Source organism: Sandaracinaceae bacterium (genome assembly GCA_016706685.1).
Taxonomy (GTDB): Bacteria; Myxococcota_A; Polyangia; order Polyangiales; family Houyiibacteriaceae; genus JADJJE01.
In genome coordinates, this window is sequence record JADJJE010000001.1 from 51,939 (window position 1) to 75,264 (window position 23,326).

A 23,326-nucleotide genomic window follows, 5' to 3' on the forward strand; every position below is an offset into this window, starting at 1 on the left:
CAACAGGGATGAGCCATGCACCGCAGCCGCCTCTCCCTCCTCTTGCTGAACCTCGTGGGCGGCTTGGCCGTCCTCGGAAGCTACGGCTTCATGCTGGCCACACACCCCGACGTGGGGGACGCCCTCTGGGGTGGCGTACCGCGTGCATGGGTGCCGCTCTACACCGCCTCCATGCTGAGCGCGACGGCGGGCTACTTCGCCTTCGCCCAGCACCTCTTCCTGCGGGCGAACCCGGACGAGACGCGCTTCGGCGGGCTGCCGTTCACGGCGCTCCACGCGATCTTCGCGCTGATCCTGCTGCCCTCCGCGGTGTGGATGCCGCTGACCTTTGCCTACCTCGACGCACCGTCGGGGGCGCTGTTCCTAGTCATCCGGGTGGTGCTCGCGCTGGTGGGGCTCGGCTCACTCGCGCTCGTGGTGGCGTTGCTGCGCATGCAGCCCCGGGGCCCGCGGGTGTCCTGGGCGCTCGCGGTGGTCGGCAGCTTGCTGTTCCTGTTCCAGACGGGCGTGCTGGATGCGCTGGTGTGGACGCACTACTTCCCGCTCGCGCCGTGACGCGACCGTGACGCCACCATGACGATGGCCGCCCGGGCACCGTGTCACACTCCCCAGATGCGACGCTGGCGCGGCCTCAAGTCCCTGATTCACGACGCGGTGGACGCCACCGTCGAGCTGGTGCGCGAAGGGCACGAGTCCACCTCGCGCACGGTGATGCGCGTAACCGACGAGGTCCCGCCCCTGCGCGAGCCCGCGCGTGTCGTGGACGCCGTGCGGCGGCTCGGGACGAGCTCCGTGCTGGGGACCATCAAGGTGGTGAACCGCTCGGTGCAGGTGGTCACGGACGTGGGCCTGGACGTGGCGCTGGGCGAGTACGATCCCGAGGTGGTGCCCGTTCCGCTCACGTCGAGCGCCATGTCGAGCCTGCACTGGGTGGGCGACGCGGCGCTGGGCCTGGTGAACGCGGCCGTGGGGGACCACCTGCACCAGACCGACAGCGGGCTCGACCTGTCGATGGAGCTGCGCGCGGGCGACCGCTACGTGCCGTTGACCACCGAGGCGCTGCGCGCCGCCCTGCCCGAAGCCACCACGAAGGTGGCGCTGTTCGTGCACGGCATGGCCACCACCGAGTGGTCGTGGTCGCTCAAGTCCGAGACCTATCACGGCGACCCGGCCGCCAACTTCGGCAGCATGCTGCAGCGTGACCTGGGCTACACGCCGCTCTTCCTGCGGTACAACACCGGGCGTCACATCTCGGAGTGCGGGCGCCGCCTGGCGCTGATGCTGGACGAGCTGGTGCGCGTGTATCCCGCGCAGCCCATCGAGCTCACGCTCATTGGCCACAGCATGGGAGGCCTGGTGATCAGCAGCGCCTGCCACTACGGCGAGGCCGACCAGCTGCCCTGGACCGCGAACGTGCGCCGTGTGTTCTACCTGGGCTCGCCACACCAGGGGGCGCCGCTCGCGCACTTCGGACACGCGCTGACCGGTGCGCTCGCCCGGGTGGACCTGCCCGCCACGCAGATCCTGGCCCGCATCCTCGAGCGCCGCAGCGCCGCCGTACACGACATGCGCCACGCACCCATCGTGGACGAGCACTGGCTCTCGGATAGTCCCCTCGCGCGGGAGGCGCTGCCCCTGCCGCACGCCACCCACCACTTCATGTCGGCCACCATGACGGTGGACCCCGAGCACCCCGTCGGCCGGCTCATGGGCGACCTGCTGGTGCGCGTGCCCAGCGCCTCTGGTCCCGCCATGGCCAGCAGCACGTTCTCCATCGACACCAGCCACTACGGCGGCGTCATGCACCACGAGCTGCAGAACCACCCGGCGGTGTACGCCCAGCTGGTGCGGCTGTGCGCCGGCGACACGAGCGCTTGACGTGAGGCCCAACCCCGGACATTGGTTTATCCAAATGTCCCCCCGCCGCCCCGACGTCCCGATCGAGCCGAGCACCCGCACGCTGCCCGACCGTCTGGCCGACGAGCTGATCGCCCGTATTTTCACGGGTGAACTGGCCCCGAACGAGCGCTTGTCGCCAGAGCGGACGCTGGCCGAGGAGCTGGGCGTGGACCGGACGTCGCTGCGCGTGGCCCTCCGCCAGCTGTCGCGCATGAACCTGCTGCGCGCCACGCAGGGCTCGGGCATCACGGTGCTGGACTACCGGCGCCACGCGGGCATCGACTTCCTGGCCGCCGTGTTGGAGGTGCCGGGGCTCGAGCTGGGTGGGGCGTTCCTGCTCGAGGCGCTCGACCAGTGGAACGTCATGATGCCGCGCTTCGTGGCCTCGGCCCTAGCGGATGCCCAGCCCGAGCACCTGCGGGAGATCGACGCGTTCTTCGAGGCGCAGCTGCGCGCGCTGGACGGCACCACGGACGCTGTGCTGGACCAGGTGACCGAGCTCGAGATAGCCCTGCAGGACCGCATGGTGGACCTGCTGGGCGACGTCACGCTGCGGCTCGTGGCCAACTCCACGCGCGGCATCCGGCGCAAGCTCACGCGCCTGCAGTTCGGTCTCGTGGACGCGCGCGCCCAGTGCGCTTCGCAGCGGGCCATGTTCAACGGCGCCATCACCTCGCCGCTGCCGCCCGAGGTGCTGATCAACGCGCACGCCGCCTACCTGAGCGCGCACCACCAGGCGCTGCGCGCGCACATCCTGACCCTCCCGCAGCAACCGTACCGCACCTCCTCCTGGACCCGCGCCGCCCACTGACGGGTGGCCCGCCCCCCCTCGAAAGACCCGAACACGATGCCGAAGCTCACGTCCCTGATCCAGTCCCCGCGCACCACCATCGCCGACATCGCAGCGCACCTCGACGGCCTGACCCACAGCTCGCGCATGCACGAGCTCAGCCGCACCACGCGCTCGGATCAGCGCACCATGTGGGAGAAGGCCTCGGTCGAAGCCGGCCGCATCACGCTCGAGCACTTCCTGCCGGAGGGCCTCCCGGCGCTGCGTCCCATCGTGCACCACGGCCGTAACACCCTGCCCCTTCCGGACAAGCAGAAGTTCTTCCGCAAGCCCATGGTGCGCCCCGCCGACGGCACACCTCGCGCGTTCGGCTACAACGACGCGCCCTCCGAGCGATTGGTGGGGCCGGGCTACTTCGTGCTCGAGGCCACCAAGGGCAACACCAACTGGGAGCCGCGCGGCGCCTGGGTGGTGGACTACTTCCAGCACCCGGACGGACCGGTGGCCTCGGGCTGGCCGCGCGTGCGCTCCAACCGCGAAGGCCTGCAGGTGCTCGTGTACTACGGCACGCGCGACTTCATGCGCCGCGTCAGTCAGCACGTCTCGATTGGCGCCGCCTACAAGGGCGAGAAGCCGCTCGACCACTACTTCACGCTCTGCCGCGAGGACTGAGCGCCTCGATGTTCCGCTTCGAGCGACGCTGGCTGCTGCGCATCTTCGACGCCATCTACCCCGGTGGGACGGCGGAGGGGCTGCGCCTCGGCGCGGCGGACGTGCCCATCGAGGGCCTGCTCGAAGACATCGCGAAGCGCGCGCCCTTCGACTTCGTGCTTGGGCTGCGCGCCGGCGCGTGGGTGGTCACGCTCTTCGGGCCGCTGTTGACTGGGCGCTTTCGTCGCTTCGCGGGGCTCTCGGTGCCGGAGCGCGGTGAGGTGCTCGAGGCGCTGGCCCACAGCCGGCTCTACCTGCTGCGCGAGATCCCCATGCTGCTGAAGATGGTGGCCAGCCTCGGCTACCTGGGCGTGCCGCAGGTGCAGCGCGAGCTCGGGGTGCCGAGCGTGGACCGCGAGCCACCCGAGTGGGCGCGGAGCAAGTCATGAGCGGCAGCACGCAGAGCCTGGCCGATGTGGCTGGCAAGTCCGTCGTGGAAGACAGCGCCGACGTCGTCATCATCGGCAGCGGCGCGGCGGGCGCCACCGCGGCGCGCGTGCTCACCGCAGCGGGCCTCGACGTGGTGGTGATCGAAGAGGGCCACGCCATCCCGCGCGACGGATTTCGCCAGGACGCCTACTCGGCGTTCAAGGGGTTGTGGCGCGACTTCGGCTTCCAGGCGGCACGGGGGCGCGTGCTGATGCCCATCCTGCAGGGGCGCGCGGTGGGCGGCACCACGGTGATCAACGGCGCCATCATGCACCGGCTCCCCGAGAAGGTGCACGCGGCGTGGGAGCGCGACGGCGCCATCGATGACCTGCTGAGCTACCCGGGCCTCGAGGCCACCTTCGACCAGCTGGACCGTGAGCTGTCGGTGGGGCCCGCCCCCGAAGCCGTGCTGGGCCAGAACAACGCGCTCATGCGCGCGGGGGTGGCGGGCATCGGGGCCAAGGGCAACCTCATCCTGCGCAACGTGAAGGACTGCGAGGGCAGCGCGCGCTGCGGACAGGGCTGCCCCAACGGGCGCAAGCAGAGCATGCACCTGACGTACATTCCGCAGGCCATCGCCGCGGGCGCGCGCGTGTATGCCGCGTGTCGCGTCTCGAAGGTGGAGATCCGTGGCGGCAAGGCCGTGGCGGTGCTGGGGGAGTTCCGCGACCCCACGGGTGACGCGCGCGGGCCACGCATTCGCGTGGTGGCCAAGCGCGCCGTGCTGCTGGCGGCCAGCGCCATCCAGACGCCCGTGCTGCTCATGAAGAGCGGCGTGCGCGGTGGCCAGGTGGGGCGGCGCTTCCAGTCGCACCCAGGCACCAGCGTCATGGGCGTGTTCGACGACAAGGTGAACATGTTCTTCGGGGCCACGCAGGGCTACGAGACCACGCACTTCTGGGACGAGCGCATGAAGTTCGAGAGCGTATCCGTGCCGCCCGAGATCGCGGCCACGCGCCTCCCGGGCTTCGGCGCCGACCTGCAAGCACGGCTCGCGCGCGTGGGGCACGTGGCCCAGTGGGGCGTGCAGGTGCGCGCCGAGGCCCACGGGCGCGTTCGCCCCGGCATCACCGGCGGCGCGAGTGTCAGCTACGACCTGACCAACGCGGACGTGGCGCGCTACCGCCTGGGCGTGAAGCGGCTGGTGGAGATGATGTTCGCGGCAGGCGCCAGCGAAGTGTGGCCGGGTGTGCACGGGCTGCCCACGCGGCTCACGTCGCCGGACCAAGCCCGCGCCCTCGACACGCTGGACGACGACCCGCGCCGCTTTCACTTCATCGCGGCGCACCTGTTCGGGACCGCGGCGATGCACCGCGACCCGCGTGCTGGGGTGGTGCGTCCGGATGGCCGCTGCCACGCCGTGGATGGTCTCTACGTGGTGGACTCGTCGCTCTTCCCGACCAACCTGGGCGTGAATCCACAGCACACCATCTGCGCCATCGCCTGGAAGATCGCCGAGCGCATCGCGCAGTAGGCGGCTCGGGATTCGACCGCGCTGCGCCCCACGCAGGGGATCCGCGTGCTTTACTGCGGCATGTGTTCTCTCCTGGGTGCTCAGCGACGCGCGCTGCTCTGCGGTTGCCTCCTCGTCGCGCTGGGCTGTGAAGCCCCCGTGGAGCGCCGCGTGCAGTACGACGAGCGCTTCGAGCGCAACCAAATGGACCTCTACCTGCCCGGCGACGGCGCGGTGGGGCGGCCAGCCATCCTCACGGTGCACGGCGGCGCCTGGACGTACTTCGACAACCGCAGCTACCGCAGCATCGCGCGGCGCTTCGCGCGCTCGGGCTACGTGGTGGGCAACATCAACTACCGGCTGGTGCCAGACGGTGTGTTCCCCAACTCGGTGCACGACGTGGGCTGCGCCCTCGCTTACCTGCAGAACCACGCGGACGAGCTGGGCCTCGACCCCACGCGCATCGCCGTCATGGGCTACTCGGCCGGGGCGCACCTCGCCACGTTGGTGGCTGTCGAGCCCGGTGACCCACTGCTGGTGCCGGACTGCGCCGAGGGCGCACCCATGAAGCCTGCCGCCGTGGTGAGCGGCGCGGGGCCCACGGACATGCGCGGGCTGAGGGACGCCGACCTGGTGCGCCGCTTCATGGGTGGACGCGAGGAGGACATCCCCGAGCTCTACGCGCTGGCGTCTCCGGTGGAGCACGCCTCGCCAGACGACCCACCCACGCTCTTCGTGCATGGCCGCTGGGACTTGTTCGTGCCCATCGAGCAGAGCCGCACCATGCGGGACCTGCTGCGCGCCGAGGGCGTGGAGGCCAACCTGCTGGAGCTCTCCGGAACGGGGCACGTGTTCAACCCGAACGACGACGCATCGTCGCTCGGTATCGCGCTCTCGAACGACTCGCCCGAGGCCTGGGCGGTCATCCTGGACTTCCTCGACCGCCACATCGGACAACCATGAGCCGCGCCTGCCTGTCACTCCGATGGTTGCTGCTGAGCACTCTCCTGGTCCACGTGGCGTCTGGTCGCGCGGGAGCCCAGGCAGACCCCGCCGGCGAGGACCCCGCCGCCACCGCGTCACTGGAGTCCGACGTGCCCGAGCTTGCGGCTGCCACCGAGGCCGGAAGCGAGCCGGACGAGGAGCCCACCGACGAGGTCGTCCACGAGCCCCACCGCCACGCCATCTTCGTGTACCCGTACTCCCTGCTGCGACGCGGCTTGGTCGCGGGCTACGAGTACGCCGTCCCGCAGACTCGCCTCGGCCTCGTGGTGGAGTACTCCTTCGAGCGGCGCGCACGCGGCGACTTCCGCTCCACCGCGTCGGGCTTCGGTCTCGGCTGGCGCTTCTACTTCATGGGCCGCAGCCGCTTCGGCAACTTCGATGGGCGCGCGTGTGTGGGCCCCTTCATTGGCGGCATGGGCTCGCTGCGCGTGGTGGGTGTGCGCGAGGCCAACGGGCGCGACGTGGTGGGGCGCGCCACGCGCGGCACCGCCGAGGCTCAGCTGGGTGTGCGCTTCCCCATCCGCGCCAAGGCCGAGCTCTCCACCCTGTTCACGGCCGCGCTCAGCACCGACTTCGTGGGTGGGCTGGCGCTCCAGCTGCGCCCCAGCGCGGGCTTCGCCGTCACGCTGGGCATCCTGCTCTAGCAGCACGGCCCTTCAGCGGGCCGCGGGGGCCCGCCGCTGCTAGGCTCCCGCGCGTGACCGACGAAGCCAGCCCCGAGACCCGAGACGCCCCTGAGGCCCCGCCCGAGGCGTCCCCTCCGCCGCCTGCACCCGCGCCGCCCGAGCCGCCCGTGGCCCAGCGCGCAGCCACCGTGCTGGGCTGGTTCTCGGGTGCCAGCCTCGGTCTGATGGGCAGCGTGGGGCTGGGCGCGTGGCTCGGCGCGGCCTACCCTATGGTCATCGGCAACTTCGCGGGCGTGGTGCTGGGGGCATTCAGCGGCATGGCCCTGGCCGACCGCTGGGGCGCCCGCAGCCTGAAGCCGCTCGCGTTCGTGACGGGCGTGCTCATGCTGGTGGCGCTGATGCTCACGCTCACGATGATGGGTCCGCCCGAGCAGTAGCTCCCGCGCCCATGATGAGGCGTGGTCGCTCACGCCCGCCGTCGCCTCCGCTCCCACGCCCACGTCACCACCGGCAGACACGCGATCAGCGGAAACACGTAGAACTCCGGTCGCCCCAGGTCGAGCCCGCGCGGCCGGTAGATGCCGCCCGCCAGCGCGCACGACGCCAGGTAGAGCACCAGCACAGCGACCCCGCAGGCGCGCCAGAGGCCGAGGTCCACCAGCGCGGACTCGGCACGCCGAGCGACACCGGCAGACGCTTCGACGCCCGGGTGGAAGGCCGGCCGCAACACCCCGATGAAGCGCTCGTACTCCCAGGCGCACACCAGCAGCGTGGCCAGCAGCATGAGCGTGGTCATGACGCCCGTGAAGACCGCGCCCGTGCTCCAGCAGAGCACCGTGATGGCCGTGAAGATGGGCAGCGCCAGGAGCGCGCCCAGCGTGCCGAAGGTCTGCGTCATGAGCAGGACCGCCACTGTGAGCTGGAGCGCCCCCACGAAGCGATAGAAGAGCCCCGTCGCAAAGAACGCGTGCAGGAACTCGTGGAAGGCGCCCACGTTGTGCGCGTCGGTGAAGCGCTCCCCCAGCACCTTCTTGAGCCCTGCGGGCAGGAACGCGAACCCGAGCAGCAGCCGCAGGTTCACGACCAGGAGGTTGGCCCAACGTTGCCCGCGGAGGCGGTCGAACCACGCGCGCACGGCTATGCCTTCTTCGCCAGCAGCGCGCGGAAGCGGGCCACCTGCGGGAGGAAGCCATAGGCCAGGCTGCCGGCCAAGATGATGGCTGCCGGCACCCGCACCCCGAAGAGCGCGCCGCCGCCCACGAGCACCACGGCCGCCACCAGGCCCACCAGCGTCTTGGCCCGCGAGGCAGCGAAGATCATCCGCCCCAGGTGCCGGTACGCCGAATCGAACGAGACCATGAGCACCGCCGCGATGCCCACGAAGAGCCCCACCAGCGAAGGCGACTCGCGGAACAACAGGAGCGACGACAGCGCCACCAACCCGCCGATGGTGGAGGGGACGCCCGCGAAGTAGTTGGGGTCCGAGCCGTCTTTGTTCAGGGTGAAGAACACCAAGCGCGAGATGGTGAGGGTGGAGTAGACCGCGCCCACCACGATGCCCTCCGTGCCGCCCACACCGTAGGCCAGCGCCACGCCCGGCGCGATGGCGTAGTTGATTCCATCGGCGATGTCGTCCGAGTAGACCCCGAAGCGCGTGCCGCCCCACTTGCGCGCGGCAGCCCCGTCGAGGCCGTCGAACGCGGCGCCCACCAACAACAGGAGCAGGCTGGCCTCGATCTTCTGCTGGGACGCGAAGTAGATGGAGGCCACGCCGCACAGCGCGTTGGCCCCCGAGAGCGCATCGGCGATGAAGCGCTTCTGCAGCACGCCCAGCTGGAACAGCACCACCAGCGCGGTGAAGCCCACGTTCGCGAGGAGCAGCGCGCTGACCAGCTCACGCGTGACCAACGCGTCCAGGCGCCCCAGCGACAGCAGGAGCATGGCCAGGATGGTGGCGTCCGTGAGGGTGGTTCGGACGCGGTTCTCGGTGGTGCGGCGCTTCACCACGAACAGCACCAGCGACAGCACGTCGAGCGCCAGCTTGGCGACCACCAGCCCGGGCGGCAGCACCGAAAACGACGCCACGCCCACGATGAGGAGCAGCGGCAAGTCGGTGAGGCGGTCCACCATGCGACCAGCGTCCGTGTCCAAGCCGTGCGCGCGCGCCACGATGCCGTCGAGCGCGTCCAGCACGCCGAAGGCGCAGAACAGCCCGATGACCGCGCCGGTGCTGCGCAGCGCCTCGACACCTCCCAGGAGCCCCGCGGCGATCAGCGGCGTGACCACCAGGAGCTTGAGGGCGGACAGCACGTGCGGGTGCACCGGGATGGCGCGGCCGAGACGGGTCTCGAGCGTGTCCACCAACACGGGCTTGGGAAGGAAGCGTTCGACGGGCTCGGTCATGACGGCTAGGCGTCGAAAAGATACGCCTGAATGGTGGGCCCGATGCGCTTTACGATCTGGTCGTGCTCGAGCGACACCACGCTGTGGAGCTCGAGCACGTAGCGACAGAGCGCGAGCCCCAGCAGCTGCGTGGCCACCAGCCCCGAACGCTCGGCCACCGCCGGCTCCGTGTCCCCCGTGAGCGACGCCACGACGGGGACGATCTGGGCCGAGAAGGTCTCGAGCAGACGCGCTCGCACCGCCGTGTCCGTGACGGCCGCCCGCAGCATGGCCTCGAGGCCGTCGTCGCCATCCCAGCGAGCCAGGAAGTGCTCGATGAGCACGCGGCCGGCCTGGGCCTTCGGTTGGTCACGAAGATCCGGCAGGCGCAGGTCGAAGTCCCCCGCCGCAGCCAGAAGCTTGGCCTTGTTGCTGAGCCGCGCCACCTAGTTCCCGCGGTGAACGATGGCGGCCGTGGCCACTAGCTCGTCGAGCAGCGCCATGGTGGCGCGCCCGGAAGACGCGAACGGGTCCAAGGTGGCCTTCTCGGAGTACTTGAGGAGCAGGGCGACGTTCACCTTGGCGATGTTCACGTGGCCCATGGTCCAGTGACCGAAGCGACGCTCGGTGATCTCCTCGTACACCAGGAGGCGCACCTGCGTGTGACGCGTGTCCTTCACGATGTTGCTGTAGAGCTCGCAGACCGCGTCGCGGCCGCCCTCCAGCACCTGGATGAAGACATCGTCGCTCATGCAGAGCATGCCCGTGATGCCCGACTTCTGGTTGTTGCGGCGGGACTGCTCGAGGATCGAGTCCATGACGGCCGGGGTGAGGGGAGCGGCGGCGCGGCTGGCGTAGAGACAACGTACGAGCATCTCGTCCTCAGTTCTTCAAGTTGATGAGCGACAGGAATTCGCGGCGGAGCGCGGCGTCCTTCAGGAACGAGCCGCGCATCACGCTGTTGATCATCTTGGTGGCGTCGTCCTTGACGCCGCGCCAGTGCATGCAGAAGTGGTCCGCCTCCATGACCACGGCGAGGCCGTCGGGGGTGACCTTGTTCATGAGCACGTCGGCCAGCTGCGTGATGGCCTCTTCCTGGATCTGCGGGCGCGACATGATCCACTCGCTGAGGCGCGAGTACTTGGAGAGCCCAATCAGGTTGGAGTGCTCGTTGGGCATGAGCCCAATCCACAGCCGGCCCATGATGGGACAAAAGTGGTGGCTGCACGCGCTGCGCACGGTGATGGGGCCCACGATCATGAGCTCGTTGAGGTACGCCGCGTTCGGGAACTCGGTCACGGGCGGAGCTGCCGCGTAGCGCCCGCGGAACACCTCGGTGAGGTACATCTTGGCCACGCGCCGCGACGTCTCGCGCGTGTTGTGGTCGCTCTCGGTGTCGATGACCAGGCTCTCGAGCACGCCCTGCATCTTCTCCGCCACCTCGTCGAGGAGCGCCTCGAGGTCGCCCGGCTCGAGGAACGCGGAGATGTTGTCGTTGGCATGGAAGCGCTGCCGCGCGCTCACGATGCGGGCGCGGATCTCGGCGGAGACCGGTGGGCGCGAGTCATCAGAAGGTGGCTTTTCGGGGTCGGTCATGACGGCCTTGGCAGAGGGTCGGGATGAAGCTTCGTGATAGCACGGGCAGAGCGAGTCGCGTCAAATGGGAGCGAGCAAAGGTCCCGGACGAAGCTGGTCTTCGATGTTGGCCGGACGCGCGACGGCCAGCCCAGCGAGCAGCTGGAGGAAGGAGAGCCCGATGAGCGCAGCGAGCGGCAGCACCCAGCCCCCGGTGAGGTCGTAGAGCACGCCCACGCCGAGCGGCCCGACGATGGCGAGAAGGTAGCCCACCGACTGCGTGAAGCCCGAGAGCGCGGCGGTCCCTTCGCTGGTGCGCGCGCGCAGGCCAATCAACGTGAGCGCGAGCGGGAAGACCGCGCTGGCGACGCCGATGACCACGGCCCACAGCACAGCGCCTGCCACTGGCGCGAGCATGAGCCCCAGGTAGCCCAGCGGGTAGCAGAGGATCAGGCCCACCAGCAGCGGACGCTGGTCGGTCATGCGCGCGGCCCGCGACGGCACCCAGAACGACAGCGGGATGCCGATGGCCGTGATCAGGCCCAGCAGCAAGCCGGCTACTTCGGGGGAGAACCCGGCGTCGCGATACACCTGCGCGAACCAACCGAAGATGGCGTACGCCTGCAACGACTGGAGGCCGAAGAACGCTGCCATGGCCCAGCCCAAGCGGGTGCGCGCCACGTCGCGGAGGCGAACGGCGTGCGCAGGACCGGCGGTCTGCGCGTCGCTGCGGGCCAGCCCGAGCCAGGGCAGCACCGCCAGCAGCGCGGTCAGCGCCCAGACACCGAGCCCAGCGCGCCAGCCCTCCCCTGCCACGCGGTCCGCGACGGGGACCGTGAGCACCGAGGCGGCCGTCAGGCCGATGGCCATCGAGGTGGTGTAGACGGCGGTCATCTGCCCCACGCGGTTGGGGAAGTGCACCCGCACGAGCGACGGCAGCAGCACGTTGGCGGTGGCCATCCCCGACAGCCCCACGAACGACAGCGCGAGGAACACTGGCGTGCTGCTGGTCTGGGCGCGCACGAGCAGGCCCAGCACCACGAGCACCAGGGCCGCGAGCGTGAGACGGTGCGCACCCATGCGGCGCGCCAGCCCGGGCGCCAGCGCGCCGAAGCTCGAGAACGCGATGACGGGCATGGCCGTGAGCAACCCCGCCACGGTGGCGGACATGTGCATGTCGCGAATGATCTCTTGCAACACCGGGCCCACGCTCACGGCGGCGGGGCGCAGGTTGAAGGCCAGCGCGATGATGCCCACGATGACGAGCGTCTTCCCTGCGGGGGTCTCTTGGTGCTCGGGGCGCGCTTGCATGGTGGGAGACGCGGCCACGGCCAGCGTGGCTACGAGACGTGGAGGCCTGCCGAGCGTTACGTCAGAGCGACGACAAGAACTCCCAGAAGATAGGCCCCGCGAGGCCATCCTGACGCGCGTGGTCCTGGCCCGTGGTCTCGCACCACACGACGGGGGCGCCCGCGTTGCAGCCGTCGTACGCCACACAGGGGGGGTCATCCGTCGGCGTGAACGTGGCGTCACAGCCATTGGCGGTGATCCAGTGGTCACGCGTGGGGTACCCCACGGGCGCGATCATGACCGTCTGGTCGTTGGCGTCGTGGATCTGGAGCACGGCCACCTCGCCCACGCAGCCCCCTCCGGGCGACCCGCCCGCGATGGTAGCGATGCCGCGAATGGTGTCGCCACGCACGCAGGCGATGCGATGGGCGAAGAAGGCGCCGCTGCTGTAGCCGGTCAGCAGCCGTCGGTCGGGGTCGGCACAGTACGAGTCCTCCACGTCGTCCACCACCGCGTCGAAGTAGGGCAGGTCCGTGGTGGTGTCCCAGCAGTTGTCGGCTGCGCGACCCCGCACGTGGATGGCCTCGTCGCCGCTCTGGTTCTCCACGGGAACGTTGTTGTTCTCGGGAGTGGCGCTGTCGGAGCAGCCGTGCAGCTGGTAGACCACGGGGTAGTGCTCGTCTGGATCGTAACCGGCAGGAAGCCGCACGAAGTAGACCCGATTGCCGCCGCCGGGCACCGAGACTGTTTGCTGCACCCACGACCCGAGCGCGATGCTGGCGGCCTCGCCGCAACCGCCGCCGCCCCCACCGCCGCCGTCGGGGTCGCCGTCGGAGGAGCTGCCGCACGCGGAGGCCGAGAGAGCGAGGACGGAGGCAAAGAGGAAGGCTGCGCGCTCGGTCATGAGCCGCAGCCTATCGCGGATCGCGAGCACCGGGAAAGCGTCAGCGCGCCGGACGCGCGCGCAGCGGGTGCTGTGGCCCAAGGCCATCGATGATGGGCTGCGCCGCCGCGCGCTGGGCCGCCGCCTCGCTGCGCATGCGGGCACGCTCGAGCGCACGCGCGTAGGACATGCGGATCGCCGCCACCCGAAAGTGGCTCTCGCCGTGGTAGGCGATGGCGCTCTCGAGGCCCGCTGCACACACCGAGCGAGTGGCCTCGGCTGCTCCGTCGAGCCGCGCGCGCACCGCACAGCTGGCCGCCTCGAACCGGACTCGGTCGGGGTGGCTCGGTCCGGCGATGTGACCCAGGCGGGTCCCCACGGCCGTGAAGGTGGGCTCGGCGGCGGCCCAGCTCACGGCGCCGAGGGCCAGGCTCTCGGCCAGGACGACCAGGACCGAGTCGCAGCGGCCACCACTCGGGCCACCAATGCACACGTCGCGCGCCAGCACGTGAGCCTGCTCCACGCGCCCACCCAGCACCAGCACGCGCACGCGTGCCACGAGGAAGTCGAGCGTGTCGACGTTGGAGACGTCCGTGTCGAGCTGCGCGAGGCCCTCGTCCACCCGGCCGAGCGCCGCCAGCGCCGCACTCGCGCACGACGACACGGGGAAGCTCTGCTGGCTGCAGGTCCGCTCTTCGTCGGGGTTCGACGTCTGCGTGGCCGCGAGCGCGCGCTCGGCATGCCCTTGGGCGAGGTGCAGCTCACACGCCGTGGCGGCATACGGGCACACCGTCGCGTGCGCCGCCTGCGAGCGCCACATGGCGTCCTGGTCTTCGGTCGAGGAAGCGCGGGCCGCTTCGAGGGACTGGTCCACCAGGGCGGCGGCCTCGTCGTAACGGCCGCGGACACCGTAGGCGTTGATCAGCGCCGTCACGAACGTGTGCTGGTCGTACGGGTTCATCCACGAACGCACCAGCTCGAGGTTGGGCTCGACGGCGCCGATGATCTCGGCCGGCGTGCCATCGGCGATGGCGGTGTGCATGAGCTCGATCGCCTCGGGCACCGGCTCCGGCACCGGCGGCCGGACCTCTTCGAACACCGTCCCCGCGGGGCCGGGCAGCATCTCGGTGAGCAGCCGCGCGATGGTCTGGTGCCGCGTGTGGCGGACGATGACGTAGCCGTCGTCCGTCTCGTCGATGCGCACGCTCCGCACGAACTCCGCCGCCGAGCCATCGTCGCTCGGGAGGGTGTCCGTGCGCACCGCCGCGGTCAGGATGTCGAAGAACATCTGCGAGAGCTCCCGCCACATCCCCAAGCGCGACGCGTCGATGCCCGCCACGTGGGTGCGCGTCTCGAAGCCTTCGCCGTCCGCGGCCACCTGCCACGCCACGCTGGTGAGACCGTCGGCCACGATGCGGATGGCGCTGCGAACGAACTCGGCCCGCCGCAGCTCGGTCTCTCGCAGGCGTGCCATCTCGGCGCGATAGTTCTCGGCCTCTTCTTCGGTGATGCTGTCGGGGAGCACTTCCGGCCCCTCGCCGGGGTCCGGCTGACCGAGCAGGTCGAGCAGCGCCGACACGGTGGGCGAGTCGAGCTGGAGCGCCACGCGCGCGACCGTGGCCGGGGCCTCGCTGCCCAGCTGATGCGCGATGTCCGAGTGGCCCTCCTGCTGGCTCAAGAGCGCCGACACCATGGGCGTGAACGTGAGCGCGCACAGGTCCGTGCCCCGCCGCAAGATGGCGACGCCGTCGAGGTCGGTCACCTCGTAGCCGCCCTGCATGTGGTGGTCGTGCTCCGCGACCGCCATCGCGCAGATCCCCGCGCCAGCTCCCTCGATGATGACCACGGAGGCGGGCACATGACCCCCGAAGCGCTCGGACCACTCCACCCACGCGGGGCGCGGCTGATAGACGCCTTGCTCGTCGGTCAGCGGCGGCAGCGGCGGCATGTCCACCAGGCCACCGATGCCGAAGTAGACGTGCCGCGTGCCCTCGGCGAACTCCACCAGGGCGGGCTCGTCCGCGCGCAGCTTCTCCATCAGCTCGGCCCAGTGCGGGGTGGCGCGCAGCTCGCCCACGTCGAGGCGCCCTGCCAGGAACGCGTCGCGCGGCATCAGCGTGAGGACCGCGAGCTCCTCGGCAGGCAGCGTGGTGCGTGGGGTGCTGGCGCCTCCGCAGCCGCCCGTCAGGGCGGCCAGCAGGCCGAGGGGGAGCAGTGCGAGTGGGGTGCGAGCGCGGCGCGTGGGGAACATGGAACCTCCGAGAGCGGAGGATTCCATAGGACCTGGGGCGGGCGGTCAAGCAACCTCCCGCCTCAGGGAGCCGCGAGCTCCGCAGGCTCCTCGATCACGGGGCCACCGAAGCGAGCCCGCAACCTCGCCACGCCGCGCGAGGTCGCCTTCTGGACGTCGTCGAGCCAGGAGAAGATCACCGGTGTCCCCACCAGCGTGAGCAACAGCGCCAGCGTCTGCCCGCCCAGAACGATGCCCGCGATGGCGTGGTTGGTGCCGCTGCCCGCGCCCTTGCTCAGGAGGAGGGGCACCATGCCGGCCACGAACGCGATGGTGGTCATCAGGATGGGTCGCAGGCGGTCGCGGTTGGCCAGCATGATGGCGTCGGGCCTCGAGAAGCCCTCTCGCAGCAGCGTGAGCGTGTGGTCCACCTGCAAGATGGAGTTCTTCTTCACGATGCCGAAGAGCACGAGCAACCCCAGCATGGAGTACACGTTCAGCGACTGTCCGAAGATGAGCACCGAGACCAGCGCGAACGGCACCGTGAGGGGCAGCGAGGCCAAGATGCTGATGGGGTAGATCCAGCTCTCGAACTGGGCCGCGATGATCAAGTACATGAAGATGAACGAGAGCACGATGGCGATGGCGAAGCCGCGCGCGGCCTTGCCGAACTCGCGCGCCTGACCCGTGAGCGCCGTGGAGTAGCTGGGAGGCATGTCCAGTGAGTCCGCCGTGCGGTCGAGGGTCTGGATGAGCTGGGCCGTGGAGGCGCCCGGCAACGTGGTGGCGTAGACCATGACGCTGCGCTCGCGACCCACGTGCTCGATGGCGGCGGGGCCCACGCCCTCCACCACGCGTGCCACTTGCGAGAGCGGGACCAAGCGGCCGTCGAGCGCGCGGATCTGGTAGCGGTCGAGGTCCTCGGCCGAGCGCCGGAAGGCCTCTCCGGCGCGCAGGTTCACGTCGAACTGTTCGCCTGCAACCGCGATTTCCGTCACGTCGGCGCCACCCACCAGGATGCGCAGCGCGTCGGCGATGGCGGCCACGGTGACGCCCAGCTCGGCCGCCCGCGGACGGTCGATCTCCACGCGCAGCTCGGGCCGCCCCTCGCGGAACGTGGTGTCTGCCTGGGAGACGCCGGTCTGTTGGCCCAGCTCCTCGGCCAGCGCGTTCGAGTACTGCTCGAGCGCCGCGAAGTCGGGGCCACGCAGCAGGTACTGGATGGGCGCGGACTGGGGGCCCGAGCCTCCGAAGCCGGAGATGCGCGAGATCTCGGCCTTCGCCTGCTCGCGCTCCGTGAAGCCCGGCAGGAACTCGGCGCGGATGTACTCCTCCACGTCGAGCTCACTCCGCTCGCGCTCGGTCTGATCCACCATGCCCACGTAGATGAGCGCCTCGTGGCTCCCGCGCCCGCTGATGTCGCCCTCGGCGCTGCCCACCATGAGGACGGTGTGCTCCACCTCGGGCAACGCGCGCACCTGGCGAGCCAGGCGCTCCGCGATGATCTCCGTCTCCGCGAGCGATGTGCCCTGAGGAGCCTCCACCGTGATCTCGAAGCGGCCCTCGTCGTCCGTGGGCAAGAACCCGGTGGGCACGCGCGCGCCCACGAAGGGGATGCTGACGAGCGCCAGGATCATGACGATGCCCACCACCCAGCGGCGCTCCATGGAGAACGCCAGGAGCTTGCCGTACCAGCGCTCGAGCACGCCGTCGTCGAGGTGGAAGCCCGACTCGCCCCGCGCAAACTGCCGGTAGCGTGCGCGCTCCTCCGGGCCAGTCATGGCCACCGCGGCGCCGGTGGGATGCGGACGCTCGGTGTGGCCGCGGCCCGTGCGCTTCAGCCAGCGCGAAGCGAGCATGGGCGTGAGGCTGAAGGCCACGAAGAGCGACACCAGCACCGCCACGCTCATGGTCATCCCGAACGAGGAGAGGAACCTGCCCACGATGCCGCCCATGAACACCACGGGCAGGAACACGGCCACGAGCGACAGCGTAGTCGCCATGACGGCGAGACCAATCTCCTTGGTGGCCCGCAGCGTGGCCTCGCGTGGGTCGAGCTTCCGCTCTTCCAGGTAGCGGATCACGTTCTCGATGACCACGATCGCATCGTCGATGACGATTCCCACGGCGAGGGTCAGCGCGAGCAGCGTGATCATGTTCAGCGTCAGCCCGAGCGCGTTCAGCATGGCGAAGGTGGCCACGATGGAGACGGGGATGGCCAGCGCGGCGATGACCGTGGCGCGCCCGTTGCGGAGGAACGAGAACACCACGAGCACCGCGAAGATGGCACCCAGCAGGAGGTGCTCCTGCACGGCGTGCACCGAGGTGCGCGAGAACGTGCTCTCGTCGCGGACCACGTCGGCGCGATAGCCGGCGGGCAGGCGGGCGCGGATCTCCTCCACGCGCTCGGCCAGGCGGTCGGCCACGGCGATGGCGTTGGTCCCGCTCTGGCGCGTGACGGTCAGCATGACCACGCTCTCGCCGTCGAGGGTCACCAGCGACTCGGCCTCGGCCGCGTCGTCCGTGACCGTGGCCACGTCGCGCAGGTAGATGACCTGTCCGCCCACCTGCGTGATGGGCAGGTCGCTCAGCTCGGCCGCCGTGGCCACGCGCCCGGGCACACGCACCTGCCGCGTCACCGCCCCGTTGGTCACGTCACCACCGGGGAGCTCCAGGTTCTCCCGGCGCAGCGCCAGCGAGACGTCGGTGATGGCCAGGCCCAGGGCCTCGAGCCGCGCCGGGTCGAGGCGCACCCCGATCTCGCGCTCACGACCACCCATGATCTGCACCGACCCGACGCCGGGCAAACCCTCGAGCGGGGCCCTTCAGCTCGTCGTCCGCGAACTCGGTCAGCTCTTGCGGCGTCCCGGGACCGCGCAGCGCCACGTAATAGATGGGCTGCGCGTCGGGATCCAGCTTCTCGATGCGCGGCGGGTCCACCCCATCGGGGAGCTGCGCCAGCACGCGGTTGACGCGGTCGCGGACCTCCTGGGCGGCCACGTCGCCGTCCTTTTCGAGCTCGAACTGCACCGCGATGACAGCCAGCCCCTCGTACGAGGTGGAGCGCAGCTCCGAGAGCCCAGAGACACTGCCAACAGCCTCTTCCAAGACCTCGGTGACTTCCGTCTCTACCTGCGCCGGGGACGCGCCGGGGTACGGCACCACCACGGTCACGAACGGGACGTCGATGTTGGGAAAGCGGTCCACCGGGAGGCTCCCGACGCTGGCAACGCCGAGCACCAGGAGGACCAGCGACATCACCCACGTGAACACGGGGCGAGACACGGAGACGCGAGCTAGCCACTGCATGACGGACTCCTCAGTTCCCGCCCGTGGTCTGCACGAGCACGCCATCGGCGAGGTTGCGGGGCGGGGCGGTCACCACGACGGCCCCCTCGGGGAGGTCGGCCTCGAGCGTGGCGACGTCGCCCTCGATGCGGATGACGCGCACCACGGTGGTGACCGCGGCGCCCTCGCTCACGACGAAGACGCGGTACACACCGGCGCGCTCGGTGACCGCGCTGCTGGGCACCTGCAGCACTGGACGGGCGCCCTCGAGCTGTAGCGTGGCGCGCGCGAAGTGACCGGCGCGCACCGCACCGTCCGCGTTCTCGACCACCACCTCGATCATCAACGTGCGCGTGGCGGTGTCGAGCGCGGCCGCGATGAAGCGCACCTCGCCGACGATCTCTTGTTCGGTGCCGTCCACGGTGATGTCCGCTCGCTGGCCCACGTGCACCAGCGCCGCGAAGCGCTCGGGGATGGCGAGCTCGAGCCGCAGCTCGCTCGCGTCCACCAGCTCCACGACGGGGGCCTGCGTGGCCACGAACTCACCCACCTCCACGAAGCGCTGCATGACGGCGCCCGCGAACGGAGCCCGCACCGTGGTGTGCCCGGCCTCGTTGCGGCGCAGGCGCGCCTCGGAGGAGAGCGCCACGTAGCTGGCGAGTGAGCCCCGAGCACGGGTGCGCGCCTGGTCGTAGCGAGCCTGAGCCGCCTCGGCCGCGATGCGCGCCTGCTGGAAGGTGCGCTCGTCCACCACGCCGCGCTCGTGGAGCGGGGTGAGGCGCTGCAGCTGGTCGTCCAGGTTCTCCCACTCCGAGCGAGCCGCCACCACCTCGGGGACCGCCTCCGGGTCGAAGTCGTCCGTTTGGTCCACGCCCAACAGGTCGAGCTGCGCCTGGGCACGCGCCGACGCAGCGCGCGCGGTGAGACGCAGGTCGGTGGCGCGCAGGATCACCAGCGGCGCTCCCTCGGCCACCACGTCACCGCGCTCCACGCGCACCTCGGCCACGTGGCCGGCGACGAGCGGGGAGAGGCGCGCGCTACGCCGGGGAGCCAGGGTCCCGTCGAGCGAGAGCACGTTCGGGTTCTGCTGGAGCTGCGCCGTGGCGGTGGTCACGGCGACCGGATCCGGCGTGGTGTCGGTGGGCTGTGCGGCCCGTGCGCTGGTGCTCTCGCAGCCAGCCGAGGCGAGCGCGAGGGTCAGCGAAAGCAGCACAAAGTGGAGAGAGTGGCGTGGCATGGGGGTACCTGCGGCAGAGACGTGGACGTGGGGGGATGGAGGTCGGGGCGAGCGCGCTCAGGGCGCGGGTGTTCCACCGAGCGCGCGCAGGAGTCGCGCGCTGGCGAGGTGGGCGTCGACGACGGCGTCGACGAGGTCGAGGCGCGCGCGGAGCGCACCGGCTTGGGCAGCGAGGACGTCGGTGCTGGTGGCGAGGCCCACCGCGAACTGCTCGCTGACGTCACGATCTTGGCGTGACGCGCTGGTGGCGGCGGCGCGGCGGGCCTCCACCTCGGCCAGTGACGCGATCAACGCGCCCTGAGCCTGAACGGCGGCGCGACCGGCACGGCGCGAGTCACTCTCGGCGCCGAGTGAGCTCTCTAGAGCCAGCGCCAGGCGCTGCTGCCGGCGCGCGTCGGCCAACAGCGTTCCGTCGAGCGAGAACGTGAGCTGTGCGCTCAGGTCCCAGGTGCCCTGGAACTCGGTGGTCTGCGGGAAGATGCGCGTGTTGGGGTTGGCGTAGGTGTAGTTGAGCCCCACCGAGAGCGACGGGAACATGCGCGCCCGCTCGGCGTCCGCGCGGCTGCTCTGCGCCTCGGCGCGCATCAGCGCGGCCCTGGCGTAGGGGTCGTTCGCGCGCGCCTCGAGGCGCAGCTCGTTCGCGTCGCGGGACTCTTCGGTGGGCAGCGCGGCGAGCTCCACGGAGAGCAACAGGTCCACGTCGTCTTCCAGCTCGAGGAGATCACGCAGCGCGCGGTCGGCCACCGAAACGCGACTCCCAGACACGGCTTCGAGCCGCACCAGCGCTTCGAGGCTGGCTTGGGCTTCGAGCACGGCGCCCGCGGTGGCCACACCGCTCTCGGCGCGCACTCGGGTGTCGGCCGCGCGTTGCTGGGCCACCTCGACCGCGTCGTGCGCGACTTCGAGCTGCGCCCGCGCCCGCACCAGCTCGAAGTACGTCTCGAGCGTGGTGAGCACCGTGTCTTGCTCCGCTCCGCGCTCGGCTTCCAGGGAGGCATCGCGCTCCAGTCGGGCGGCCGCCAGCTCGTGCCGAGCGGACCCGATGTAGTCGCTGAGGGGCAGCGCCACCGACGCAGTCAGCGCGTACTGGTCGAGGATGGGCTGCTGGAGCACCACCTCGGACAGGAAGGACTCGGGGTCGGCCTGGCACGCCACCACGTCTTCCAAGCAGCCGGGCGTGTCGAACGACTGGATGGTGCCCGGGGTGTAGCTGGAGAGCCGGGTGTAGCGCGCCGTGATGGACGCACGCGGCGCATAGCCCCGACGGGCCCCTTGGAGTGCCGCGTCGGCCGACTCGGTGCGCGCCCGTGCGCGCCGCGCGTCGAGCGACACCTCGCGGGCGCGCAGCAGGGCCGCCTCGGGAGTCATGCCGAGCGAACTCGAGAGCCCCGCCGGCAGCAGGGTGGACAGGTCCAGCGGCTCGCTCGCCACGGCGCGTGGGTCCGGGAGCGCGATGTCCGCGGGGCGCGTGGCCGTGGAGTCGTCGGTCTGAGCGGGCACGACGGTCACGACCGGAGGAGCAGCCGTGGGTGCCTGCTCGGGTGTGTCGAGCGGCGAAGTCGGCGTGCGTGTCTGCGCGGTCGCAGCGCCGGAGCTCCCCAGGATGAGGAGGGCCGTGGCGACGATACCCGCATTAGCGAGTGAGTATTTACTCATGTATCGAACCTGATGGAGCCATGGTGGGGGAGGAGCGAGGGCCCGACGGCGCTGGCACAGTCGCGCCGCGTGGGGTTTCGTTAGCGAGAACGCTTGGGGGAGCGAGGGGCCGGCGCTGCCGGAGGCGCTGACGGGCGCGAGTCGACCGCGGTGAGCTCCACGATGGTCCGCACGATGCGGCGAGTGAACGCCTCCACGTCTTCGGGCATGTGGTCAGGGAAGTGCATCCTCAAGTGCACGTCGTGAATGAGGGAACCGATGAACAGCCGCGTGAGCCCGATGGGATCACACGCGCGCATGCGTCCGAGCGCCATCTCGCGCTCGAAGAAGGAGGCCATGGTCTTGATGTTCACGAAGGGAGGCGCCTCTTCGTCGTCCCCCAGCAGCTGCGCAAAGTCCTGCGGCTTGAGCTTGCCGTTGGCGCCGATCATCTGCGAGCAGGGGATGAGCTCGCTCGCGTAGCGGTGCATACCCAGCGCGATGTGCTGGAGGTGCTCTTCGATGGGCTGCACGCCCACGCGCTCTTCCATGCTCTGGAACCACTCGAAGTCCTCTAGCTCGGGCAGGCGCAGCGCCTCGGTGAACATGCGGCGCTTGCTGACGAAGCGCTTGTAGAGGGTGCCCTCGCTCACGCCGGCGCGCTTGGCCAGCTCCTGCGTGGACGCGCCAGGACCCAAGTCCAAGAACGTGTCGCGCATGGACTCGAGGAGCGCTTCGTTGTCGAACTGCTGTGGCCGCGCCATGGTGAGGGAGTATTTACTTACTAACCCCACACGGGTCAAGGGAGCCCCCAAAAAATCTCGTGAGCCGCGCCCGGGACAGCGTGGCGGGAGCGGCCTCACCCCGCCTGCGCGCGCTCGTACGCCTCGCGCGCCTGTCGGGCGTACCACTCGGGATAGAAGCCCTCGCACCACTTCCGGTAGCGCGCGATGGGCCCGTCACCGTCGCAGATGACCGGGCGCTCCAGGTAGATCTTGGTCTCCCAGATGGGCTTGTCCTGCTCCAGCTGGCGAGCGATCTCCGCGCTGAACGCGTTGCCCACGCCGGCCGCGGCCTGGGGGCCCATCTTCAGGCTGACCATGAACGCGAAGCGCAGGTCCACGTACTCGTCGTCCACTGGCGTGGTGGACGCCACCAGCGTGATGGGGATGAGCCCGGTGAAGCGGCTGGTGGAGAAGCCGTGGCCCCAGTTGGTGGCCTCGAGCTCACCGTCCACCTCTCCGCGCGGCGTGCTCATCTTGGTGGCCGTCACCATGCGCAGCTTCGGGTACTCGAGCTCGATGGTGTGCGGGATGGGCATCACGCTCATGCCGTGCACGTAACGGAAGTGCGCCTGGTCCACCGCGTTCTCCCCCATCTCCTGGTTGTGGCTGCGGATGCGCCACTTGCGGAAGCTGTAGGGCGTCCACGCGTCGCGCTCACGCCACTCGGGGATCTCCGGGATCTCCCAGGCCGGCGGCGCACCGTCCACGTCGTGCCAGAGCATGATCATCCCGTTCACTTCGCTGACGTGCCAGGTCTTCACCGCGGCCTTCGCGGGAATGCGCTTGGCGTAGGGCACCTCCACGCACTTTCCGTTGCTCCCGTCGAACACCCAGGCGTGGAAGGGACAGCGGATGCGGCAGCCCTCCACCTTGCCGCCCACGCCGAGGTGCGCGCCGAGGTGCGGGCAGTGGGCGTCCAGCACGCGCACCACCTCGTCCTCGCCGCGGAACATGACCAGGTCCCGGCCGAAGCAGACCACGGGCTCCACCTGGCCCACCGCGAGGTCCTGTCCGTAGCCGATGCAGAACCAGCCACGCGGGTAGCGTGGGAACGGGAAGCGAGGGCGGGCGGCGACGTGCTCGGGCATGCCGTGACGCTACCGCAAGT

The 23,326-nt window shown here is 70.4% G+C and carries 23 protein-coding genes; 9 read left to right on the top strand and 14 right to left on the bottom strand.

Annotated features, from left to right (window positions below; all coding sequences use genetic code 11):
• Positions 1-15: 15 nt before the first annotated feature.
• Genes IPI43_00210 through IPI43_00250 form a run of 9 tightly spaced genes read left to right on the top strand, consistent with a single transcriptional unit; the run spans position 16 to position 7,350 of the window.
• A complete protein-coding gene (locus tag IPI43_00210) occupies positions 16-555 on the top strand; it encodes a hypothetical protein (protein ID MBK7772552.1) in 540 nt (179 codons plus the stop codon).
• A 57-nt stretch (positions 556-612) separates the two neighbouring features.
• The gene (locus tag IPI43_00215) at positions 613-1,878 is read left to right on the top strand and encodes an alpha/beta hydrolase (GenBank protein ID MBK7772553.1); all 1,266 of its coding nucleotides are present in this window, start codon (positions 613-615) and stop codon (positions 1,876-1,878) included.
• Between the two features lie 34 nt (positions 1,879-1,912).
• Positions 1,913-2,710: a FadR family transcriptional regulator gene (locus IPI43_00220; GenBank protein ID MBK7772554.1), complete on the top strand. Its 798-nt coding sequence runs from the start codon at positions 1,913-1,915 to the stop codon at positions 2,708-2,710.
• Between the two features lie 36 nt (positions 2,711-2,746).
• The gene (locus tag IPI43_00225) at positions 2,747-3,361 is read left to right on the top strand and encodes a hypothetical protein (protein MBK7772555.1); all 615 of its coding nucleotides are present in this window, start codon (positions 2,747-2,749) and stop codon (positions 3,359-3,361) included.
• An 8-nt stretch (positions 3,362-3,369) separates the two neighbouring features.
• The gene (locus IPI43_00230) at positions 3,370-3,789 is read left to right on the top strand and encodes a hypothetical protein (protein ID MBK7772556.1); all 420 of its coding nucleotides are present in this window, start codon (positions 3,370-3,372) and stop codon (positions 3,787-3,789) included.
• Complete coding sequence (locus IPI43_00235) at positions 3,786-5,303, top strand: GMC family oxidoreductase (protein ID MBK7772557.1); 1,518 nt, start codon at positions 3,786-3,788, stop codon at positions 5,301-5,303. Before IPI43_00230 ends, IPI43_00235 begins: the two co-directional genes overlap by 4 nt.
• 60 nt (positions 5,304-5,363) lie before the next feature.
• Complete coding sequence (locus IPI43_00240) at positions 5,364-6,245, top strand: alpha/beta hydrolase (protein MBK7772558.1); 882 nt, start codon at positions 5,364-5,366, stop codon at positions 6,243-6,245.
• Entirely contained in the window at positions 6,242-6,931 is a 690-nt protein-coding gene (locus tag IPI43_00245; GenBank protein ID MBK7772559.1) for a hypothetical protein, read from the top strand. Before IPI43_00240 ends, IPI43_00245 begins: the two co-directional genes overlap by 4 nt.
• A 53-nt stretch (positions 6,932-6,984) precedes the next feature.
• Complete coding sequence (locus tag IPI43_00250; GenBank protein MBK7772560.1) at positions 6,985-7,350, top strand: hypothetical protein; 366 nt, start codon at positions 6,985-6,987, stop codon at positions 7,348-7,350.
• 29 nt (positions 7,351-7,379) lie between these two features.
• Here the strand turns inward: IPI43_00250 and IPI43_00255 are convergent, their stop codons facing one another.
• The 14 genes from IPI43_00255 to IPI43_00320 all read right to left on the bottom strand — a co-directional run bounded on the left by IPI43_00255 (position 7,380) and on the right by IPI43_00320 (position 23,306).
• The gene (locus IPI43_00255) at positions 7,380-8,048 is read right to left on the bottom strand and encodes a hypothetical protein (GenBank protein ID MBK7772561.1); all 669 of its coding nucleotides are present in this window, start codon (positions 8,046-8,048) and stop codon (positions 7,380-7,382) included.
• 2 nt (positions 8,049-8,050) lie between these two features.
• Positions 8,051-9,316, bottom strand: coding sequence for a CDP-alcohol phosphatidyltransferase family protein (locus tag IPI43_00260; GenBank protein MBK7772562.1), 1,266 nt, complete (start codon positions 9,314-9,316; stop codon positions 8,051-8,053).
• A gap of 5 nt (positions 9,317-9,321) precedes the next feature.
• On the bottom strand, positions 9,322-9,741 hold the full coding sequence (locus IPI43_00265; protein ID MBK7772563.1) for a TetR/AcrR family transcriptional regulator: 420 nt from the start codon (positions 9,739-9,741) through the stop codon (positions 9,322-9,324).
• Positions 9,742-10,170 (bottom strand): BLUF domain-containing protein, encoded by a 429-nt coding sequence (locus IPI43_00270; protein MBK7772564.1) that lies wholly within the window; start codon positions 10,168-10,170, stop codon positions 9,742-9,744.
• 7 nt (positions 10,171-10,177) lie between these two features.
• The gene (locus IPI43_00275; GenBank protein ID MBK7772565.1) at positions 10,178-10,891 is read right to left on the bottom strand and encodes a GTP cyclohydrolase I; all 714 of its coding nucleotides are present in this window, start codon (positions 10,889-10,891) and stop codon (positions 10,178-10,180) included.
• 60 nt (positions 10,892-10,951) lie between these two features.
• Positions 10,952-12,181, bottom strand: a complete 1,230-nt coding sequence (locus tag IPI43_00280; protein MBK7772566.1) for an MFS transporter — start codon at positions 12,179-12,181, stop codon at positions 10,952-10,954.
• 61 nt (positions 12,182-12,242) lie between these two features.
• Positions 12,243-13,064, bottom strand: a complete 822-nt coding sequence (locus IPI43_00285; protein ID MBK7772567.1) for a hypothetical protein — start codon at positions 13,062-13,064, stop codon at positions 12,243-12,245.
• Between the two features lie 40 nt (positions 13,065-13,104).
• On the bottom strand, positions 13,105-15,294 hold the full coding sequence (locus IPI43_00290; protein MBK7772568.1) for a hypothetical protein: 2,190 nt from the start codon (positions 15,292-15,294) through the stop codon (positions 13,105-13,107).
• Between the two features lie 62 nt (positions 15,295-15,356).
• On the bottom strand, positions 15,357-18,053 hold the full coding sequence (locus tag IPI43_00295; GenBank protein MBK7772569.1) for an efflux RND transporter permease subunit: 2,697 nt from the start codon (positions 18,051-18,053) through the stop codon (positions 15,357-15,359).
• Entirely contained in the window at positions 18,040-18,582 is a 543-nt protein-coding gene (locus tag IPI43_00300; GenBank protein MBK7772570.1) for an efflux RND transporter permease subunit, read from the bottom strand. The genes IPI43_00295 and IPI43_00300 overlap by 14 nt, the downstream gene beginning before the upstream one ends.
• Positions 18,583-18,592: 10 nt before the next feature.
• Positions 18,593-19,798, bottom strand: a complete 1,206-nt coding sequence (locus IPI43_00305) for an efflux RND transporter periplasmic adaptor subunit (protein ID MBK7772571.1) — start codon at positions 19,796-19,798, stop codon at positions 18,593-18,595.
• Between the two features lie 57 nt (positions 19,799-19,855).
• Positions 19,856-21,307, bottom strand: a complete 1,452-nt coding sequence (locus IPI43_00310; protein ID MBK7772572.1) for a TolC family protein — start codon at positions 21,305-21,307, stop codon at positions 19,856-19,858.
• A gap of 227 nt (positions 21,308-21,534) precedes the next feature.
• Positions 21,535-22,197: a TetR/AcrR family transcriptional regulator gene (locus IPI43_00315; GenBank protein MBK7772573.1), complete on the bottom strand. Its 663-nt coding sequence runs from the start codon at positions 22,195-22,197 to the stop codon at positions 21,535-21,537.
• A gap of 95 nt (positions 22,198-22,292) precedes the next feature.
• Complete coding sequence (locus IPI43_00320; protein MBK7772574.1) at positions 22,293-23,306, bottom strand: Rieske 2Fe-2S domain-containing protein; 1,014 nt, start codon at positions 23,304-23,306, stop codon at positions 22,293-22,295.
• Positions 23,307-23,326: the final 20 nt, after the last annotated feature.

What these genes read in the sequence shown, in the direction of transcription:
- IPI43_00210 (MBK7772552.1), top strand. Translation starts at nt 16, where the DNA reads ATGCACCGCAGCCGCCTCTCCCTCCTCTTGCTGAACCTCGTGGGCGGC.
- IPI43_00215 (MBK7772553.1), top strand. Translation starts at nt 613, where the DNA reads ATGCGACGCTGGCGCGGCCTCAAGTCCCTGATTCACGACGCGGTGGAC.
- IPI43_00220 (MBK7772554.1), top strand. Translation starts at nt 1,913, where the DNA reads ATGTCCCCCCGCCGCCCCGACGTCCCGATCGAGCCGAGCACCCGCACG.
- IPI43_00225 (MBK7772555.1), top strand. Translation starts at nt 2,747, where the DNA reads ATGCCGAAGCTCACGTCCCTGATCCAGTCCCCGCGCACCACCATCGCC.
- IPI43_00230 (MBK7772556.1), top strand. Translation starts at nt 3,370, where the DNA reads ATGTTCCGCTTCGAGCGACGCTGGCTGCTGCGCATCTTCGACGCCATC.
- IPI43_00235 (MBK7772557.1), top strand. Translation starts at nt 3,786, where the DNA reads ATGAGCGGCAGCACGCAGAGCCTGGCCGATGTGGCTGGCAAGTCCGTC.
- IPI43_00240 (MBK7772558.1), top strand. Translation starts at nt 5,364, where the DNA reads ATGTGTTCTCTCCTGGGTGCTCAGCGACGCGCGCTGCTCTGCGGTTGC.
- IPI43_00245 (MBK7772559.1), top strand. Translation starts at nt 6,242, where the DNA reads ATGAGCCGCGCCTGCCTGTCACTCCGATGGTTGCTGCTGAGCACTCTC.
- IPI43_00260 (MBK7772562.1), bottom strand. Translation starts at nt 9,316, where the DNA reads ATGACCGAGCCCGTCGAACGCTTCCTTCCCAAGCCCGTGTTGGTGGAC.
- IPI43_00270 (MBK7772564.1), bottom strand. Translation starts at nt 10,170, where the DNA reads ATGCTCGTACGTTGTCTCTACGCCAGCCGCGCCGCCGCTCCCCTCACC.
- IPI43_00275 (MBK7772565.1), bottom strand. Translation starts at nt 10,891, where the DNA reads ATGACCGACCCCGAAAAGCCACCTTCTGATGACTCGCGCCCACCGGTC.
- IPI43_00280 (MBK7772566.1), bottom strand. Translation starts at nt 12,181, where the DNA reads ATGCAAGCGCGCCCCGAGCACCAAGAGACCCCCGCAGGGAAGACGCTC.
- IPI43_00285 (MBK7772567.1), bottom strand. Translation starts at nt 13,064, where the DNA reads ATGACCGAGCGCGCAGCCTTCCTCTTTGCCTCCGTCCTCGCTCTCTCG.
- IPI43_00290 (MBK7772568.1), bottom strand. Translation starts at nt 15,294, where the DNA reads ATGTTCCCCACGCGCCGCGCTCGCACCCCACTCGCACTGCTCCCCCTC.
- IPI43_00295 (MBK7772569.1), bottom strand. Translation starts at nt 18,053, where the DNA reads ATGGGTGGTCGTGAGCGCGAGATCGGGGTGCGCCTCGACCCGGCGCGG.
- IPI43_00300 (MBK7772570.1), bottom strand. Translation starts at nt 18,582, where the DNA reads ATGCAGTGGCTAGCTCGCGTCTCCGTGTCTCGCCCCGTGTTCACGTGG.
- IPI43_00305 (MBK7772571.1), bottom strand. Translation starts at nt 19,798, where the DNA reads ATGCCACGCCACTCTCTCCACTTTGTGCTGCTTTCGCTGACCCTCGCG.
- IPI43_00315 (MBK7772573.1), bottom strand. Translation starts at nt 22,197, where the DNA reads ATGGCGCGGCCACAGCAGTTCGACAACGAAGCGCTCCTCGAGTCCATG.
- IPI43_00320 (MBK7772574.1), bottom strand. Translation starts at nt 23,306, where the DNA reads ATGCCCGAGCACGTCGCCGCCCGCCCTCGCTTCCCGTTCCCACGCTAC.